Source organism: Pseudomonas sp. GW821-FHT09C09 (assembly GCF_059418105.1).
The window spans coordinates 103631-119300 of record NZ_JBWKPF010000003.1; the positions used below are offsets into that span (position 1 = coordinate 103631).

Consider the following 15670-nt stretch of genomic DNA (forward strand, 5'->3'; position numbering starts at 1 on the left):
CAATCAAGCTTATGGCCATTTTGAACATCCTCGAATTTCCGGACCCGCGTCTGCGCACTATCGCCAAACCTGTGGCTGTAGTGGACGACGAAGTGCGTCAGCTGGTCGATGACATGTTTGAAACAATGTATGAAGCGCCGGGCATCGGCCTCGCCGCGACCCAGGTCAACGTGCACAAACGTATCGTCGTGATGGACCTTTCCGAAGACCGCACCGAACCCCGGGTGTTCATCAACCCCGAGTTCGAACCGCTGACTGACGAAATGGAGCAATACCAGGAAGGCTGCCTCTCGGTGCCGGGTTTCTACGAAAACGTCGACCGCCCGCAGAAGGTCAAGATCAAGGCTCTGGACCGTGACGGCCAACCTTACGAACTGATCGCCGAAGGCCTGCTCGCCGTGTGCATCCAGCACGAATGCGACCACCTCAACGGCAAGTTGTTCGTCGACTACCTGTCCACGCTCAAACGCGACCGGATCAAGAAGAAACTGGAAAAGCAGCACCGCCAGAACGCTTGATGCCCCTCTCCAAAGGCTTGCTGCGGCAAGCCTTTTTCTTTTTATGAGATTCCCCCCATGACTGAGCCACTGCGCATCGTTTTTGCCGGTACCCCGGAATTCGCCGCCGAACACCTCAAGGCCCTGCTGGACAGCCCTTACGAGATCGTCGCGGTCTACACCCAACCGGATCGTCCGGCCGGTCGTGGGCAAAAACTGATGCCGAGCCCGGTCAAACAGCTCGCCCTGGAAAATAATATCCAGGTGTTGCAGCCGCCGACCCTGCGCAACGCTGACGCTCAAGCCGAGCTCGCTGCGCTCAAGCCGGACTTGATGGTGGTGGTCGCCTACGGCCTGATCCTGCCGCAAGCGGTGCTGGATATTCCGCGTCTGGGCTGCATCAACAGCCACGCCTCGCTGCTGCCACTCTGGCGCGGGGCGGCGCCGATCCAGCGCGCCGTCGAGGCAGGCGACGCCGAGAGCGGCGTGACCGTGATGCGCATGGAAGCCGGCCTGGATACCGGGCCGATGCTGCTCAAGGTCGTGACCCCGATCAGCGCCGAAGACACCGGCGGCAGCCTCCACGACCGCCTCGCCGAACTGGGCCCGCCAGCCGTCGTGCAAGCGATTGCCGGTCTGGCCGCCGGCACCCTGGAAGGCGAAGTGCAGAACGACGACCTCGCCACCTATGCGCACAAACTGAACAAGGACGAGGCGCGCATCGACTGGAGCCGTCCGGCTGTCGAGCTGGAACGTCTGGTCCGCGCCTTCAATCCATGGCCGATCACCCACAGCACGCTCAACGGCGAAGCGCTGAAAGTGCTGACGGCGACACTGGCCGAAGGCAAAGGCGCACCGGGCACCATTCTCGGCGCCAGCAAGGACGGCCTGCTCGTCGCCTGTGGCGAACAGGCGCTGTGCCTGACCCGCCTGCAATTGCCCGGCGGCAAGGCGCTGAACTTCAGCGATCTGTTCAACAGCCGTCGTGAGAAGTTCGCTGTCGGCACCGTACTGGGCGCAGCGGTGGACGCGCAATGAACCCGCGTCTGGCCGCCGCCAAGGCACTCGCCGCCGTCCTGAGCGGCAAGGCTTCGCTCAACAGCTCCCTGCCGACGCAACTGGACAAGGTCGAGGATCGCGATCGCGGTTTCACCCAGGATCTGGCGTTCGGCACCGCCCGTTGGCAGCCGCGTTTGTCGGCGCTGGCGGAAAAACTGTTGCAGAAGCCGTTCAAGGCTGCCGACGCCGATGTCGAGGCGCTGCTGCTGGTCGGTCTCTATCAATTGCTCTACACCCGCGTCCCGGCTCACGCCGCCATCGGCGAAACCGTCGGTTGCGCCGACAAGCTGAAAAAGCCGTGGGCCAAAGGTCTGCTCAACGCCGTGCTGCGCAACGCCCAACGTGAGCATGAGGCGATCTTCGCCGAACTGGAGCGCGATCCGGTAGTGCGCACCGCCCACCCGCGCTGGCTGCAGAAATCCCTGAAGGCCTTCTGGCCTGAACAATGGGAAGCCATCTGCGAGGCCAACAACGCGCATCCGCCGATGATTCTGCGAGTCAACCGCCGTCATCACAGCCGCGACGCCTACCTCGGTCTGCTGACTGAAGCGGGCATCGTCGCGCAGCCATGCACCTTCAGCCGCGACGGCATCGTCCTCGACGCTGCCGCCGACGTGCGCAGCCTGCCGGGCTTCGCCGAGGGCTGGATCAGCGTGCAGGACGAAGCCGCGCAACTGGCCGCCGACCTCCTCGATCTCGCGCCGGGCCAGCGAGTGCTGGACGCCTGCTGCGCACCGGGCGGCAAGACCTGCCACATCCTCGAAGCCGAACCGGCACTGGCCGGTGTAGTGGCGGTGGACCTGGAAGCCAAGCGTCTGGTGCGGGTGAAAGAAAACCTCGAACGCCTCGGCCTGAGCGCCGAACTGATCGCCGCCGACGGTCGCGACACGGCAGCGTGGTGGGACGGCAAACCGTTCCAGCGCATCCTGCTCGACGCACCGTGCTCGGCCACCGGGGTGATCCGTCGCCATCCAGACATCAAGCTGACCCGTCAGGCCGACGACATCGCGGCCCTCGCGCAACTGCAAGGCGAGTTGCTCGACGCGATGTGGAAAACCCTCGAAGTCGGCGGCATCCTGCTCTACGCCACCTGCTCGACCTTGCCGACCGAGAACACCGAAGTCATCGCCGCGTTCCTTGAGCGCACGCCGGGCGCCCGGGAACTGGATCTGGCCACACAGGCCGGGATCAAACAGCCCCACGGTCGCCAGTTGCTGGCCCAGCAGGGCGGGCACGACGGGTTCTACTACGCCAAGCTGATCAAGATCGCTGCCGTGCGCGGCTAAACGGATTCAATGGAGTGACGGGTTGAAAATCATCATCCTCGGTGCAGGGCAGGTCGGCGGTTCGCTGGCTGAACATCTGGCCAGCGAAGCCAACGACATCACCGTGGTCGACACCGATGGCGACCGTCTGCGCGACCTTGGCGACCGTCTGGATATCCGCACCGTGCAGGGCCGGGGCTCGCTGCCGACCGTGCTGCGTCAGGCCGGTGCCGACGACGCCGACATGCTGGTGGCGGTGACCAACAGCGACGAAACCAACATGGTCGCCTGCCAGGTTGCCCATACCCTGTTCCACACCCCGACCAAGATCGCCCGGGTACGCGAAGCCTCGTACCTGACCCGCGAGGAGCAACTGTTCCAGAACGAAGCGATCCCGGTGGATGTGCTGATCAGCCCCGAGCAAGTGGTCACCAACTACATCAAGCGCCTGATCCAGCATCCCGGCGCCTTGCAGGTGATCGACTTCGCCGAGGGCCAGGCGCAACTGGTGGCGGTGCGCGCCTATTACGGCGGGCCGCTGGTGGGGCAGCAACTGCGCCAGTTGCGCGAACACATGCCGAATGTGGAAACCCGCGTCGCCGCCATTTTCCGCCGTGACCGTCCGATTCTTCCTCAGGGCGACACGGTGATCGAGGCCGACGACGAAGTCTTCTTCATCGCCGCCCGTGAGAACATTCGCGCCGTGATGAGCGAAATGCGCCGTCTCGACGAAACCTACAAGCGCATCGTCATCGCCGGCGGCGGGCAGATCGGCGAACGCCTGGCCGAGGCCATCGAAAGCCGTTACCAGGTGAAGATCATCGAGATGAATCCGGCGCGCTGCCGTTATCTCTCGGATACCCTCGACAGCACCGTGGTGCTGCAGGGCAGTGCATCGGATCGCGACCTGCTGCTGGAAGAGAACATTGCCGACGCGGACATCTTCCTCGCCCTGACCAACGATGACGAAGCCAACATCATGTCGTCGCTGCTGGCCAAGCGTCTGGGGGCGAAGAAGGTGATGACGATCATCAACAACCCGGCCTACGTCGACCTGATCCAGGGCGGTGATATCGATATCGCCATCAGCCCGCAACTGGCGACCATCGGCACCTTGCTGGCCCACGTGCGGCGTGGCGATATCGTCAGCGTGCACTCGTTGCGCCGGGGCGCGGCGGAAGCGATCGAAGCGGTGGCCCATGGTGATTCGAAGTCGAGCAAGGTCATCGGCAAGGCCATCGAAAACATCGCCCTGCCGCCGGGCACCACCATCGGCGCAATCATCCGCGATGAAGAAGTGATCATCGCCCACGACGACACGGTGATCGCCGCCGGCGACCACGTGATTTTGTTCCTTGTGGATAAAAAGCATATTCGCGATGTGGAGAAGCTGTTCCACGTGGGCCTGAGTTTCTTCTGACCGACCAAGAGGCGAGACCGATGATCGAATCCCTGGAAAAAATGCTCGCCAAGGGTGTGGATAACTCATTGCTGCGCTTCGGCCTGGGCAAGGGTTATCTGGATCTGGGGGAAAACGCGAAGGCGGCCGAGCATTTCCAGCGTTGCGTCGGCTTCGATCCGAAATACTCGGCAGCGTGGAAACTGTTGGGCAAGGCGCAACTGGCGCAGGGTGATCTGGCGGCTGCGCGGCAGGCATGGGAGCAAGGGCTGGAAGCGGCCAGGGCCCATGGCGACAAGCAGGCCGAGAAGGAAATGACGGTGTTTCTGAAGAAGCTGGAACGGCAGAAGCCGTGACGGCTGTGGATAACCCGTTTTGTCAGGTTATCCACAACTGCACATCGCCGATCAGTACCAGCGCGCCTCACCTGGCGGGCGCTTCTTGAAGCGTTTCATGCTCCACATGTACTGGCTCGGATAAGCCGCCACATAACGCTCGACCACCTGACTCATCGCTGCGCAGGAGGTTTCGGTATCGGTGCTGTACATGGCTTCCGGCGCGGCTTCCAGAATCACCTTGTAGCCGGAACCGTCCGGCAGACGCAGGGCATGCAGGAACACGCCGACAGCCTTGCCACCGGCGAGCATGTTCGGCACGAACTTGCTGGTCAGGGCCTGTGTGGCGAAGAACGGCACGAAGATCCCGGCGGATTCGGCCGGTTCCGGGTCCGCAGGAATACCCACCTGACCGCCCTTGCGCACTTCCTTAATGACACTGAGGATGCCTTCCTTGGTCGACGCCGCCACGCGGTTACCCAGTTGCACCCGCTGTTTGCGCAGCAATTCATCCACAGCCTTGAGCTTCGGCGGACGATAGAAAATGATCGGTTTGCACTGGCTGCAATAGAAGTGGTTGAGCACTTCCCAGTTACCCAGGTGGCTGGTAATGCCGACCACGCCTTTGCCCGACGCCAGTGCATCCTTGAGGATGTCGAGGCCTTCGACTTCGCGCACCAGGTCGATGGAACGCTGGGCCGGCCAGATCCAGGCGCAGGCGCTTTCGGTCAGGGACTTGCCGATGTCTTTCAGGCTCTGGCCCACCAGACGCTCACGTTCGGCCGGGTCCATCTGTGGAAAACATTTGGCGAGGTTGATCCGCACCACATCGCGGGAACGGTTGGGGGTTTTCCACATGATCCAGCCGATCGCCGAACCCACGGCCTGCACGGCCCGCCACGGAAGCAGGGCAAACAGCCGCAGAGCGCCAACCAGCATGGCGCCTTTAAACTTTTCCACAGGTCACTCCTGATCTTGTGCTGTGCGCGAGGCGGCCATTCTAACCGGCGTTGACCAGCTGCGCGTAGCGGTCGCAGTCCTGAGTGTGATCCATGACCATGCCCGAGGCCTGCATCAGCGCATAGCAAATGGTCGGGCCGACAAAGGTGAAACCGGCCTTTTTCAGGCCTTTGCTCATGGCCACGGCTTGCGGGGTGATGGCCGGGACTTCGCTGCGATCCTTGAAATGATTGATCACCGGCCGGTTATCCACAAACGACCAGAGGAAGGCCACCGGATCTTCCAGCGCCAGCCACGCCTGGGCATTGCGCCGGGCGGCATTGAGCTTGAGGCGGTTGCGGATGATCCCCGGATCAAGCATCAAGTCATCGATTTCCGCGTCGCTCATCTGCGCCACGCGTTGTACGTCGAAGCCGTACAACACCTCGCGATATCGCTCGCGCTTGCGCAGCACGGTGATCCACGAAAGCCCGGCCTGGAACCCTTCGAGCAAAAGCAACTCGAACAATCCCTGCGCATCGCGTAGCGGCGTGCCCCACTCCTGATCGTGGTAAGCCATGTACAGCGGATCTTCGTTGCACCAAAAGCAGCGTGGCATAAGGCTCCAGGGGGTGGAGGTGCGACTGAATCGGGTATACTCCCGCTCTTTAAATCGCAGCCCAAGAAACAGGTGAATTTCGTGAGCCAGCCTACGCCAGCCGTGCGTACCTTCCAAGACTTGATCCTCGCGCTCCAGCAATACTGGGCCGAGCAAGGTTGTGTGGTACTTCAGCCCTACGATATGGAAGTAGGCGCCGGCACTTTCCACACCGCGACATTCCTGCGTGCCATCGGCCCGGAAACCTGGAACGCCGCTTACGTACAGCCAAGCCGCCGTCCGACTGACGGCCGTTACGGCGAAAACCCGAACCGTCTGCAGCACTACTACCAGTTCCAGGTAGTCCTGAAGCCGAACCCGGACAACTTCCAGGAACTGTACCTGGGCTCCCTCAAGCATGTCGGCCTGGACCCGCTGGTCCACGACATCCGCTTCGTCGAAGACAACTGGGAATCGCCGACCCTCGGCGCCTGGGGTCTGGGCTGGGAAGTCTGGCTGAACGGCATGGAAGTGACTCAGTTCACTTACTTCCAGCAGGCGGGCGGCATCGAGTGCTACCCGGTGACCGGCGAGATCACCTACGGTCTCGAGCGTCTGGCCATGTACCTGCAGGGCGTGGATTCGGTCTACGACCTGGTCTGGGCTGACGGTCCGTTCGGCAAGGTGACCTACGGCGACGTGTTCCACCAGAACGAAGTGGAGCAGTCCACCTACAACTTCGAACACGCCAACGTCGACAAGCTGTTCGAACTGTTCGACTTCTATGAAAGCGAAGCCAAGCGCCTGATCGAACTCGACCAGCCGCTGCCGTTGCCAAGCTACGAAATGGTCCTGAAGGCCTCGCACACCTTCAACCTGCTGGATGCGCGCCGGGCGATCTCGGTGACTGCGCGTCAGCAATACATTCTGCGCGTACGCACCCTGGCGCGTTCCGTCGCCCAAGCCTACCTGCTGGCCCGCGCCAAGCTGGGCTTCCCGATGGCAACCCCGGACCTGCGTGACGAAGTACTGGCCAAGCTGGAGGCTGCACAATGAGTGCTCAAGATTTTCTGGTTGAACTGGGCACCGAAGAACTGCCACCCAAAGCCCTGAACACCCTGGCCGAAGCGTTCCTCGCCGGTATCGACAAGGGCCTGCAAGCCGCTGGCCTGAATTACGAGACCAAAACCGTCTACGCCGCGCCGCGTCGTCTGGCCGTGCTGATCACCGCGCTGGCCACCCAGCAGCCGGACCGCAGCATCAACCTCGACGGCCCGCCACGTCAGGCCGCGTTCGATGCCGAAGGCAATCCGACTCAAGCGGCATTGGGCTTCGCCAAGAAGTGTGGCGTCGAGCTGAGCGAAATCGACCAGAGCGGTCCGAAACTGCGCTACAGCCAGAACATCGCCGGCAAGCCGACCGCCAGCCTGCTGCCGACCATCGTCGAAGACTCGCTGAACGACCTGCCGATCCCGAAACGCATGCGTTGGGGTGCGCGCAAGGAAGAGTTCGTACGTCCGACCCAGTGGCTGGTGATGCTGCTCGGCGACCAGGTCATCGACTGCACGATCCTCGCGCAGAAGGCTGGCCGTGAATCCCGTGGCCACCGTTTCCACCACCCGGAAAGCGTACGCATCGGTTCGCCGTCGAGCTACCTGGCCGACCTGCGTGCCGCTTATGTACTGGCCGACGCCAACGAGCGTCGCGAGATCATCAGCAAGCGCACCGAAGAGCTGGCGACCCGTCAGGAAGGCACCGCGATCGTGCCACCGGCGCTGCTCGACGAAGTGACCGCGCTGGTCGAGTGGCCGGTGCCGCTGGTGTGCTCGTTCGAGGAACGTTTCCTCGACGTGCCGCAGGAAGCGCTGATCACCACCATGCAGGACAACCAGAAGTACTTCTGCCTGCTGGATGCCGACGGCAAATTGCTGCCACGTTTCATCACCGTGGCCAACATCGAATCCAAAGACCCGCAGCAGATCATCGCCGGTAACGAGAAGGTGGTTCGCCCACGTCTGACCGACGCCGAGTTCTTCTTCAAGCAGGACAAGAAGCAGAAGCTCGAAGCGTTCAACGATCGCCTGCAGAACGTGGTGTTCCAGGAAAAACTCGGCAGCGTCTATGACAAGGCCGAGCGCGTGTCGAAACTGGCGGCTTACATCGCCGCACGCATCGGCGGCAACGCTTCGTGGGCTGCCCGTGCAGGCCTGCTGTCCAAGTGCGACCTGGCCACCGAAATGGTCGGCGAGTTCCCGGAGATGCAAGGTGTCGCCGGTTACTACTACGCCCTCAATGACGGCGAGCCGGAAGACGTCGCCCTGGCCCTGAACGAGCAGTACATGCCGCGCGGTGCCGGCGCTGAACTGCCGGCCACCCTGACCGGTGCGGCCGTGGCCATCGCCGACAAGCTCGACACCCTGGTCGGCATCTTCGGCATCGGCATGCTGCCGACCGGCAGCAAAGACCCGTATGCCCTGCGCCGTGCGGCACTGGGCGTGCTGCGGATCCTGATCGAGAAACAACTGGATCTGGACCTGAACGACGCCGTGGCTTTCGCCGTGAACGCCTTCGGTGCCAAGATCAAGGTTGCCGGCCTGAACGACGCGGTGCTGGAATTCATCTTCGACCGTCTGCGTGCACGTTACGAAGACGAAGGCGTGGATGTCGCCACCTACCTGTCGGTACGTGCCCTGAAGCCGGGGTCGGCGCTGGACTTCGACCAGCGTGTGCAAGCGGTGCAGGCCTTCCGCAAACTGCCGGAAGCGGCAGCGCTGGCGGCGGTGAACAAGCGTGTGTCGAACCTGCTGAGCAAAGTCGAAGGCTCCGTGCCGACCGACGTTCAGGCCAAGTACTTCGACAACGCCAACGAGTTCTCGCTGTACTCGGCGATCCAGCAAGCGGACCAGGCTGTACAGCCAATGGCCGCGGCACGTCAGTACAACGAATCGCTGGCACGCCTGGCCGCTCTGCGCGAGCCGGTGGACGCGTTCTTCGACGCGGTGATGGTCAATGCCGAAGACGCCAATGTACGGGCCAACCGCTACGCGCTGCTGGCGCGTCTGCGTGGCCTGTTCCTGGGCGTTGCCGACATTTCGCTGCTGGGTTGAGGGATTGCTGTTGAAACTGCTGATTCTCGATCGGGACGGAGTGATCAATTACGACTCCGACGCTTACATCAAGTCGGTGGAGGAGTGGATTCCGCTGCCCGGCTCGATCGAAGCGATTGCGCAGTTGAGCAAGGCCGGCTGGACGGTGGCGGTCGCCACCAACCAGTCGGGCATTGCTCGCGGCTACTACGACCTCGCCACCCTCGATGCCATGCACGCGCACCTGCGCGAACTGGTAGCGGAGCGGGGCGGTGAAGTCGGGCTGATCGTGTATTGCCCGCATGGGCCGGACGAGGGTTGCGATTGCCGCAAGCCGAAACCCGGCATGCTGAAAACCATCGCGCAGCATTACAACGTGGCGCTGACGAATGTCTGGTTCGTCGGCGACAGCCTTGGTGACCTGGAGGCCGCCAAAGCCGTCGATTCACAGCCCGTTTTGGTAAAGACCGGGAAAGGCGAAAAGACTCTGGGCAAGACCCTTCCGGTCGGCACCCTGATTTTTGACGATCTGGCGGCGATTGCCGCAGAACTTATCCACAACTAGAGTACTTCTGAAGTTCCTGACCAGGGATTGATCGGGAGTGCGCTTGAACAGTCGGGCATCGCCCGTAACGGTAAACGTCGCCATGTCGATACTGCAGGCCATCAGAATCTTCCTCTTTTACCTGCTGCTGGGCACCACCGCTCTGCTGTGGTGCAGCCTGAGCTTTTTTATCGCGCCCTTTCTGCCGTTCAAGGCGCGCTATCGCTTCATCAATGTGTACTGGTGCCGCTGCGCCTTGTGGTTGACCAAGGTGTTCCTCGGTATCCGTTACGAAGTCAAAGGCGCGGAAAACGTGCCTGACCGACCCTGCGTGATTCAATCGAACCACCAGAGCACCTGGGAGACGTTCTTTCTCTCCGCTTATTTCTCGCCCTTGAGCCAGGTGCTCAAGCGCGAATTGCTGTACGTGCCGTTCTTCGGCTGGGCCATGGCCATGCTGCGGCCGATCGCCATTGATCGCGACAATCCGAAAGCTGCCCTCAAGCAAGTTGCGGCAAAGGGTGACGAGTTGCTCAAGGACAATGTCTGGGTACTGATCTTCCCTGAAGGCACTCGCGTTCCTCATGGCACCATCGGCAAGTTTTCCCGCAGCGGCAGCGCATTGGCGGTGAATGCGGCACTTCCGGTGCTGCCGATTGCGCACAATGCCGGCAAGTTCTGGCCGAAAATCGGCTGGGGCAAAAAACAGGGTGTGATCACCGTGGTCATCGGTGAACCGATGTATGCCGAAGGATCAGGCCCGCGCGCCATCGCCGATCTGAATGACCGGGTGCAGGCATGGAACGAGCAGGCTCAACGGGAAATGGGTTCCTTGCCACCGGCACCACAAGCCCCGGCAGCCAGCGATCAAGTGACTGTCTGATTTTTGTGGATAACCTGTGTACGGTTTGTTGGCAATATTCCGAAAACAGCAATTAACTTACTGATTTTTATATATATTTCTGAAGCTGATAAAACACCGTAAAAGGTGCATAAGTTTTTTTCGGATGTAAGAAAAACGGCTGATATAGCCGGTTTTTTTATGCCTGCTCTTCGGGGATCAGCGGCAGCTCAAGACGGAATGTGGTGCCCTGATCGATGACGCTGACGCATTCGATCCGACCACCATGGTGATCCACCACGGCCTTGACCATAGACAGCCCCAGCCCCACGCCATCGATGCCTTTGGCAGAAGAAAAACGCCGGTATTGGCTGAACAGATCAGGCAGTTCTTCAGCCGCAATACCTTTGCCCTGATCGCTCAGTTCGCAGTGCAGCCAGTCATCGTGGCAGCGAACGCGCAACCGGACCGCGGACCCGGCCGGGCTGTACTTGATCGCGTTTTCCAGCAGATTGAACAGCGCTCGAGTCAGCAGAGCCTGGTCAGCCAGCACCAGACGCTCTTGGGATTGTTCATCCATATCGCTCAACAGTTCGATACGCTTCTGTTGGGCAATGGGCAACGCCTGATCCAGAACGTCCATTACCAGCATCGCGAACAGACTCGGCTGGAACTGATAGGCCTTGGATTCGGCCCGGGCCAGCAGCACGAAACCGTCGGTCAGCTCCAGCGCTCGACGCACTTGGCGTTCAATCTGCTCGAATAATGGCGAATCTGTCCCGGCCTGATGCCGGTGTACGTCGAGCAAAGCGAGAATTGCTGAATGTGGGGCACGCAAGTCATGGGACAGAAAACGCAGCAGCACGCCGCGCTGCTCTTCGGCGGCACGTTCGGCGCTCAGATCGGTAAGGCTCAGCAACCAGCCAATCGGCGTATCGCCGTCCACCGGCAACAACGCGGCGCGTTCCAGGCGCAGGCTGCGCTCCTTGTGGTCACGGAACTCCACCAGAGGCAGGTCGGACAACAGTGGATGCGACGCTGTGGATAAATCCGGATAGCCAAGACTCGCCAGGCGATCGAGGACTTCATCACCGACCAGATCACTGCCGAACAAGTCACGCGCCTTGCGGTTGCCCAACAGGATCTGACCTTTGGGATCACTGATCAGGGTCGCGACCGGCAGATACTCGAGGCCATCGGCGATGAAGCGACGGGTGTCACGCGTGCGGCTCATGGCCTGTTCGAGGGCCATGATCTGGCCTTGCAACCGGTCGCCACTGGCAAATTGTGTGCGGCGACGTTCGGGGAACACCTTCGGTTCATCGTCCAGCCGTGACAACTCCCAGCCGAAGTAGGTCAGCACGACACTCAGACGTCGCCAGTTCCAGATCAGATAACCGAACAGCATGCCCAGCACTGCCGGCGTAGGAGACCACCAACGCTGAATCTCCGCCAGGCCGGCGCTGGTCAGCAGCACGCCAACCATGCCGATCAGCGTGAGCCAGAGCGCCAGACGCGGTCGCCACAGCAATAACCCCAACACGATGGCCACCAGCACGGTAGACAGCACTGCGCCGCTGACAGGCGCCGGGTCATGCAGATTGATCTGCGCACGCCAGGACAACAATGCAGTCAGCGGCAACAGCACTAGACTTATCCACACCCACTCGCGCACCAGCTGCCGAAACAGGCGCTGAACCTGACTTTGAACACGGCTTTCGTGGCGGCGTCGGTTAATCATGGAAAACAGGGCAGGGCGGGTTGAATGGTTTCATAGGCGACAGGTCTGAGGACGTGGACCCGAAGAATCATAGCGGCTCACCCCACGGCGTGCCGCTTACTTTCACTGCTTTGGTCGAACCGCCGGTGTCGACCACCCATTACCCAAGCGACAAGGAATCCCGCGTATGCGCGTTGCGATACTGGACGATGAACCCGCCGAACTGCGCCGGGTCGAGCAGACCCTGCAACAAATGGCCGAGGCCGGCGAACAGCCCTGGTCGCTGCACAGTTTCGAACGCGGAGAAGACCTGCTGCGGCAACTGCGCCGGGAAACCTTCGACCTGCTGATCCTCGACTGGCAACTGCCCGACCTCACCGGCCTGGCGCTGCTGCGCTGGACCCGAGAGCACATGGAAGCGCCACCGGCCGCCATCATGCTCACCAGCCGTGACGGCGAGAGCGATATCGTCCAGGCGTTGAATGCAGGAGCCGATGATTACGTCAGCAAACCCTTTCGTCCAAACGAGTTGAAAGCCCGGGTCACCGCCGTGCTGCGTCGACACAGCCATCAGCGCCCATCAGTAGCCAACGTTCTGCGCTTCAACGATCTGGTGTTCGACGACGCCGAACTGACCGTCACCCGCGAAGGCAAGCCGATCATGATGACCGAGCGCGAGTACCGGCTAGCACATTGCCTGTTCAGTAACCTGGGCCGACCTCTGTCACGGGACTATCTATACGAAAGGTTCTGGCCCCACGAAGAAATGGCTTCATCGCGACCACTGGATACCCACATCTATCGCCTGCGCAACAAGCTCGGGCTGACAGCAGATCGGGGTTGGCAGTTGCTGACGATTTATGGGTATGGGTATCGGTTGGAGAGTGTGGCGGCGGGTGAGTGAATAGCAGGTAATAAAAAAGGCCAACGCGTATGCGTTGGCCTTTTTGTTGGTGCCGGCCGGGATCAGAAATCCAGGTTGGACACCGCCAGAGCATTGCTCTCGATGAAGTCACGGCGAGGCTCGACCGCATCACCCATCAGGGTGTTGAAGATCTGGTCTGCGCCGATGGCGTCTTCGATGGTGACTTTCAGCATGCGGCGCACGCTTGGGTCCATGGTGGTTTCCCACAGCTGATCCGGGTTCATCTCGCCCAGACCTTTGTATCGCTGAATGGTGTGGCGCTTGGTGCTTTCGGCCATCAGCCAGTCCAGGGCTTCCTTGAACTCGGTGACCGCTTTCTTGCGCTCGCCACGCTGGATGTACGCGCCTTCGTCGAGCAGGGTACTCAGTTGAGCGCCGAGGGTGACGACAGTCTTGTAGTCGTTGCTGCCGAAGAAGTCGCGGTTGAAGGTGACGTAGTTCGACAGGCCGTGGGAGATCAGTTCGACCTCTGGCAGCCACACGCCACGTTCGCGGTCTTCACGCAGGCTGGCCTTGTAGACCAGGCCGGACTTCTCGACGGTGCGCAGACGGACTTCGTACTGGGCCAGCCAGTCTTGCATCTTGGCATGGTCGCCGAGCATTTCCAGGCTCACGGCCGGCAGGTAGATGAAGTGCTCGGTCAGCTCCTGCGGGTACAGACGCGACAGACGCTTGAGGGTCTTCATCACCATGCGGAAGTCGTTCACCAGACGTTCCAGCGCTTCGCCGGAAATGCCCGGGGCGTCTTCGTTCAGGTGCAGGCTCGCATCTTCCAGGGCAGACTGCGTCATGTACTCTTCCATGGCGTCGTCGTCTTTGATGTATTGCTCTTGCTTGCCTTTCTTGACCTTGTACAGCGGCGGCTGGGCGATGTAGATGTAGCCGCGCTCGATCAGCTCCGGCAACTGACGGAAGAAGAAGGTCAGCAGCAGGGTACGAATGTGCGAACCGTCGACGTCAGCATCGGTCATGATGATGATGTTGTGATAGCGCAGCTTGTCGATGTTGTACTCTTCGCGACCGATACCGCAGCCCAGCGCGGTGATCAGGGTGCCCACTTCCTGGGACGAGATCATCTTGTCGAAACGGGCTTTCTCGACGTTGAGGATCTTGCCCTTCAGCGGCAGGATGGCCTGGGTCTTGCGGTTACGTCCCTGCTTGGCAGAGCCGCCCGCGGAGTCACCTTCCACAAGGTACAGTTCGGACAGCGCCGGGTCTTTTTCCTGGCAGTCAGCGAGCTTGCCCGGCAGGCCGGCGATGTCCAGCGCACCTTTGCGGCGGGTCATCTCACGGGCCTTGCGCGCCGCTTCACGGGCACGGGCGGCGTCGATCATCTTGCCGACGACCAGCTTGGCTTCGTTCGGGTTTTCCAGCAGGAAGTCCGAGAAGTACTTGCCCATTTCCTGTTCGACCGCGGTCTTCACTTCGGAGGACACCAGCTTGTCTTTGGTCTGGGAGCTGAACTTCGGATCCGGCACCTTCACCGAAATGATCGCAGTCAGGCCTTCACGGGCGTCGTCACCGGTGGTGGCGACTTTGTGTTTCTTCGCCAGACCTTCCTGCTCGATGTAGTTGTTCAGGTTACGCGTCAGTGCGGAACGGAAGCCCACCAGGTGGGTACCGCCGTCGCGCTGCGGAATGTTGTTGGTGAAGCACAACAGGTTCTCGTTGAAGCTGTCGTTCCACTGCAGGGCGATTTCCACGCCGATGCCATCTTCACGCTGGATGTTGAAGTGGAACACCTGGTTGACCGCAGTCTTGTTGGTGTTCAGGTATTCAACGAACGCACGCAGGCCGCCTTCGTACTTGAACAGCTCTTCCTTGCCGCTGCGCTCGTCCTTGAGGACGATACCGACACCGGAGTTGAGGAAGGACAGTTCACGAATACGCTTGGCCAGAATGTCCCAGCTGAAGTGAATGTTCTTGAAGGTTTCCTTGGAAGCCTTGAAGTGAATCTGGGTGCCGGTGGTTTCGCTGTCGCCAACGATCGCCATCGGTGCCTGAGGTACGCCGTGGACGTAAGTCTGTTCCCAGATCTTGCCGCTGCGGCGAACGGTCAGGACCAGCTCTTCGGACAGCGCGTTCACTACCGAAACACCTACACCGTGCAGACCGCCGGATACCTTGTAGGAGTTGTCGTCGAACTTACCGCCGGCGTGGAGGACGGTCATGATGACCTCGGCGGCGGATACGCCTTCCTCTTTGTGTACGTCTACCGGGATGCCTCGGCCGTTGTCTTTAACGGTGATGGACTCATCCGGGTGGATGATGATGCTGATGTCGTCGCAATGGCCGGCGAGGGCTTCGTCGATCGAGTTGTCGACCACCTCGAACACCATGTGGTGCAGACCGCTGCCATCGTCGGTGTCACCAATGTACATACCGGGACGTTTGCGCACGGCATCCAGGCCTTTCAGCACTTTAATGCTCGATGAGTCGTACGTATTTTCTTCGCTCAATGC

Annotated in this window: 14 protein-coding genes; 10 read left to right on the forward strand and 4 right to left on the reverse strand. The window is 61.0% G+C overall.

Annotation, left to right across the window (positions count from 1 at the left end; translation table 11 throughout):
* Positions 1–11: 11 nt before the first annotated feature.
* Genes def through AC07NR_RS10210 form a run of 5 tightly spaced genes read left to right on the forward strand, consistent with a single transcriptional unit; the run spans position 12 to position 4576 of the window.
* A complete protein-coding gene (def, locus tag AC07NR_RS10190) occupies positions 12–518 on the forward strand; it encodes a peptide deformylase (RefSeq protein ID WP_085713083.1) in 507 nt (168 codons plus the stop codon).
* Between the two features lie 57 nt (positions 519–575).
* A complete protein-coding gene (fmt, locus tag AC07NR_RS10195; RefSeq protein WP_495078509.1) occupies positions 576–1535 on the forward strand; it encodes a methionyl-tRNA formyltransferase in 960 nt (319 codons plus the stop codon).
* Positions 1532–2842 (forward strand): 16S rRNA (cytosine(967)-C(5))-methyltransferase RsmB, encoded by a 1311-nt coding sequence (gene rsmB / locus AC07NR_RS10200; RefSeq protein ID WP_495078510.1) that lies wholly within the window; start codon positions 1532–1534, stop codon positions 2840–2842. Before fmt ends, rsmB begins: the two co-directional genes overlap by 4 nt.
* Before the next feature lie 22 nt (positions 2843–2864).
* Complete coding sequence (gene trkA, locus AC07NR_RS10205; RefSeq protein ID WP_085713086.1) at positions 2865–4241, forward strand: Trk system potassium transporter TrkA; 1377 nt, start codon at positions 2865–2867, stop codon at positions 4239–4241.
* A gap of 20 nt (positions 4242–4261) precedes the next feature.
* Positions 4262–4576: a tetratricopeptide repeat protein gene (locus AC07NR_RS10210; protein ID WP_248740314.1), complete on the forward strand. Its 315-nt coding sequence runs from the start codon at positions 4262–4264 to the stop codon at positions 4574–4576.
* Positions 4577–4627: 51 nt separating this feature from the next.
* On the opposite strand, the gene AC07NR_RS10215 is transcribed toward AC07NR_RS10210, so the two are convergent.
* Complete coding sequence (locus AC07NR_RS10215) at positions 4628–5515, reverse strand: lysophospholipid acyltransferase (RefSeq protein ID WP_085713088.1); 888 nt, start codon at positions 5513–5515, stop codon at positions 4628–4630.
* 40 nt (positions 5516–5555) lie between these two features.
* Positions 5556–6113 carry a DNA-3-methyladenine glycosylase I gene (gene tag / locus AC07NR_RS10220; protein ID WP_085713089.1) on the reverse strand — a complete coding sequence of 186 codons (558 nt, stop codon included), beginning with the start codon at positions 6111–6113 and terminating at the stop codon, positions 5556–5558.
* An 81-nt stretch (positions 6114–6194) separates the two neighbouring features.
* On the opposite strand from tag, the gene glyQ reads away from it, so the two are divergent.
* The 4 genes from glyQ to AC07NR_RS10240 all read left to right on the forward strand — a co-directional run bounded on the left by glyQ (position 6195) and on the right by AC07NR_RS10240 (position 10605).
* Positions 6195–7148, forward strand: coding sequence for a glycine--tRNA ligase subunit alpha (glyQ, locus tag AC07NR_RS10225; protein WP_003187265.1), 954 nt, complete (start codon positions 6195–6197; stop codon positions 7146–7148).
* Entirely contained in the window at positions 7145–9199 is a 2055-nt protein-coding gene (gene glyS, locus AC07NR_RS10230) for a glycine--tRNA ligase subunit beta (RefSeq protein WP_495078511.1), read from the forward strand. Before glyQ ends, glyS begins: the two co-directional genes overlap by 4 nt.
* A gap of 4 nt (positions 9200–9203) precedes the next feature.
* On the forward strand, positions 9204–9743 hold the full coding sequence (gene gmhB / locus AC07NR_RS10235) for a D-glycero-beta-D-manno-heptose 1,7-bisphosphate 7-phosphatase (RefSeq protein ID WP_495078512.1): 540 nt from the start codon (positions 9204–9206) through the stop codon (positions 9741–9743).
* An 82-nt stretch (positions 9744–9825) separates the two neighbouring features.
* Positions 9826–10605: a lysophospholipid acyltransferase family protein gene (locus AC07NR_RS10240; RefSeq protein ID WP_085713092.1), complete on the forward strand. Its 780-nt coding sequence runs from the start codon at positions 9826–9828 to the stop codon at positions 10603–10605.
* Between the two features lie 157 nt (positions 10606–10762).
* Here the strand turns inward: AC07NR_RS10240 and AC07NR_RS10245 are convergent, their stop codons facing one another.
* A complete protein-coding gene (locus AC07NR_RS10245; RefSeq protein WP_495078513.1) occupies positions 10763–12304 on the reverse strand; it encodes a sensor histidine kinase in 1542 nt (513 codons plus the stop codon).
* A gap of 166 nt (positions 12305–12470) precedes the next feature.
* Here AC07NR_RS10245 and AC07NR_RS10250 point away from each other — a divergent pair, with 166 nt between their 5' ends.
* Positions 12471–13187 (forward strand): response regulator transcription factor, encoded by a 717-nt coding sequence (locus tag AC07NR_RS10250; RefSeq protein ID WP_192559383.1) that lies wholly within the window; start codon positions 12471–12473, stop codon positions 13185–13187.
* A 62-nt stretch (positions 13188–13249) separates the two neighbouring features.
* Here the strand turns inward: AC07NR_RS10250 and gyrB are convergent, their stop codons facing one another.
* Complete coding sequence (gene gyrB, locus AC07NR_RS10255; protein ID WP_085686140.1) at positions 13250–15667, reverse strand: DNA topoisomerase (ATP-hydrolyzing) subunit B; 2418 nt, start codon at positions 15665–15667, stop codon at positions 13250–13252.
* Positions 15668–15670 lie beyond the last annotated feature (3 nt).

Coding starts and splice junctions, on each gene's coding strand:
- def (WP_085713083.1), top strand. CDS start 12: ATGGCCATTTTGAACATCCTCGAATTTCCGGACCCGCGTCTGCGCACT.
- fmt (WP_495078509.1), top strand. CDS start 576: ATGACTGAGCCACTGCGCATCGTTTTTGCCGGTACCCCGGAATTCGCC.
- rsmB (WP_495078510.1), top strand. CDS start 1,532: ATGAACCCGCGTCTGGCCGCCGCCAAGGCACTCGCCGCCGTCCTGAGC.
- AC07NR_RS10210 (WP_248740314.1), top strand. CDS start 4,262: ATGATCGAATCCCTGGAAAAAATGCTCGCCAAGGGTGTGGATAACTCA.
- tag (WP_085713089.1), bottom strand. CDS start 6,113: ATGCCACGCTGCTTTTGGTGCAACGAAGATCCGCTGTACATGGCTTAC.
- glyS (WP_495078511.1), top strand. CDS start 7,145: ATGAGTGCTCAAGATTTTCTGGTTGAACTGGGCACCGAAGAACTGCCA.
- AC07NR_RS10240 (WP_085713092.1), top strand. CDS start 9,826: ATGTCGATACTGCAGGCCATCAGAATCTTCCTCTTTTACCTGCTGCTG.
- AC07NR_RS10245 (WP_495078513.1), bottom strand. CDS start 12,304: ATGATTAACCGACGCCGCCACGAAAGCCGTGTTCAAAGTCAGGTTCAG.
- AC07NR_RS10250 (WP_192559383.1), top strand. CDS start 12,471: ATGCGCGTTGCGATACTGGACGATGAACCCGCCGAACTGCGCCGGGTC.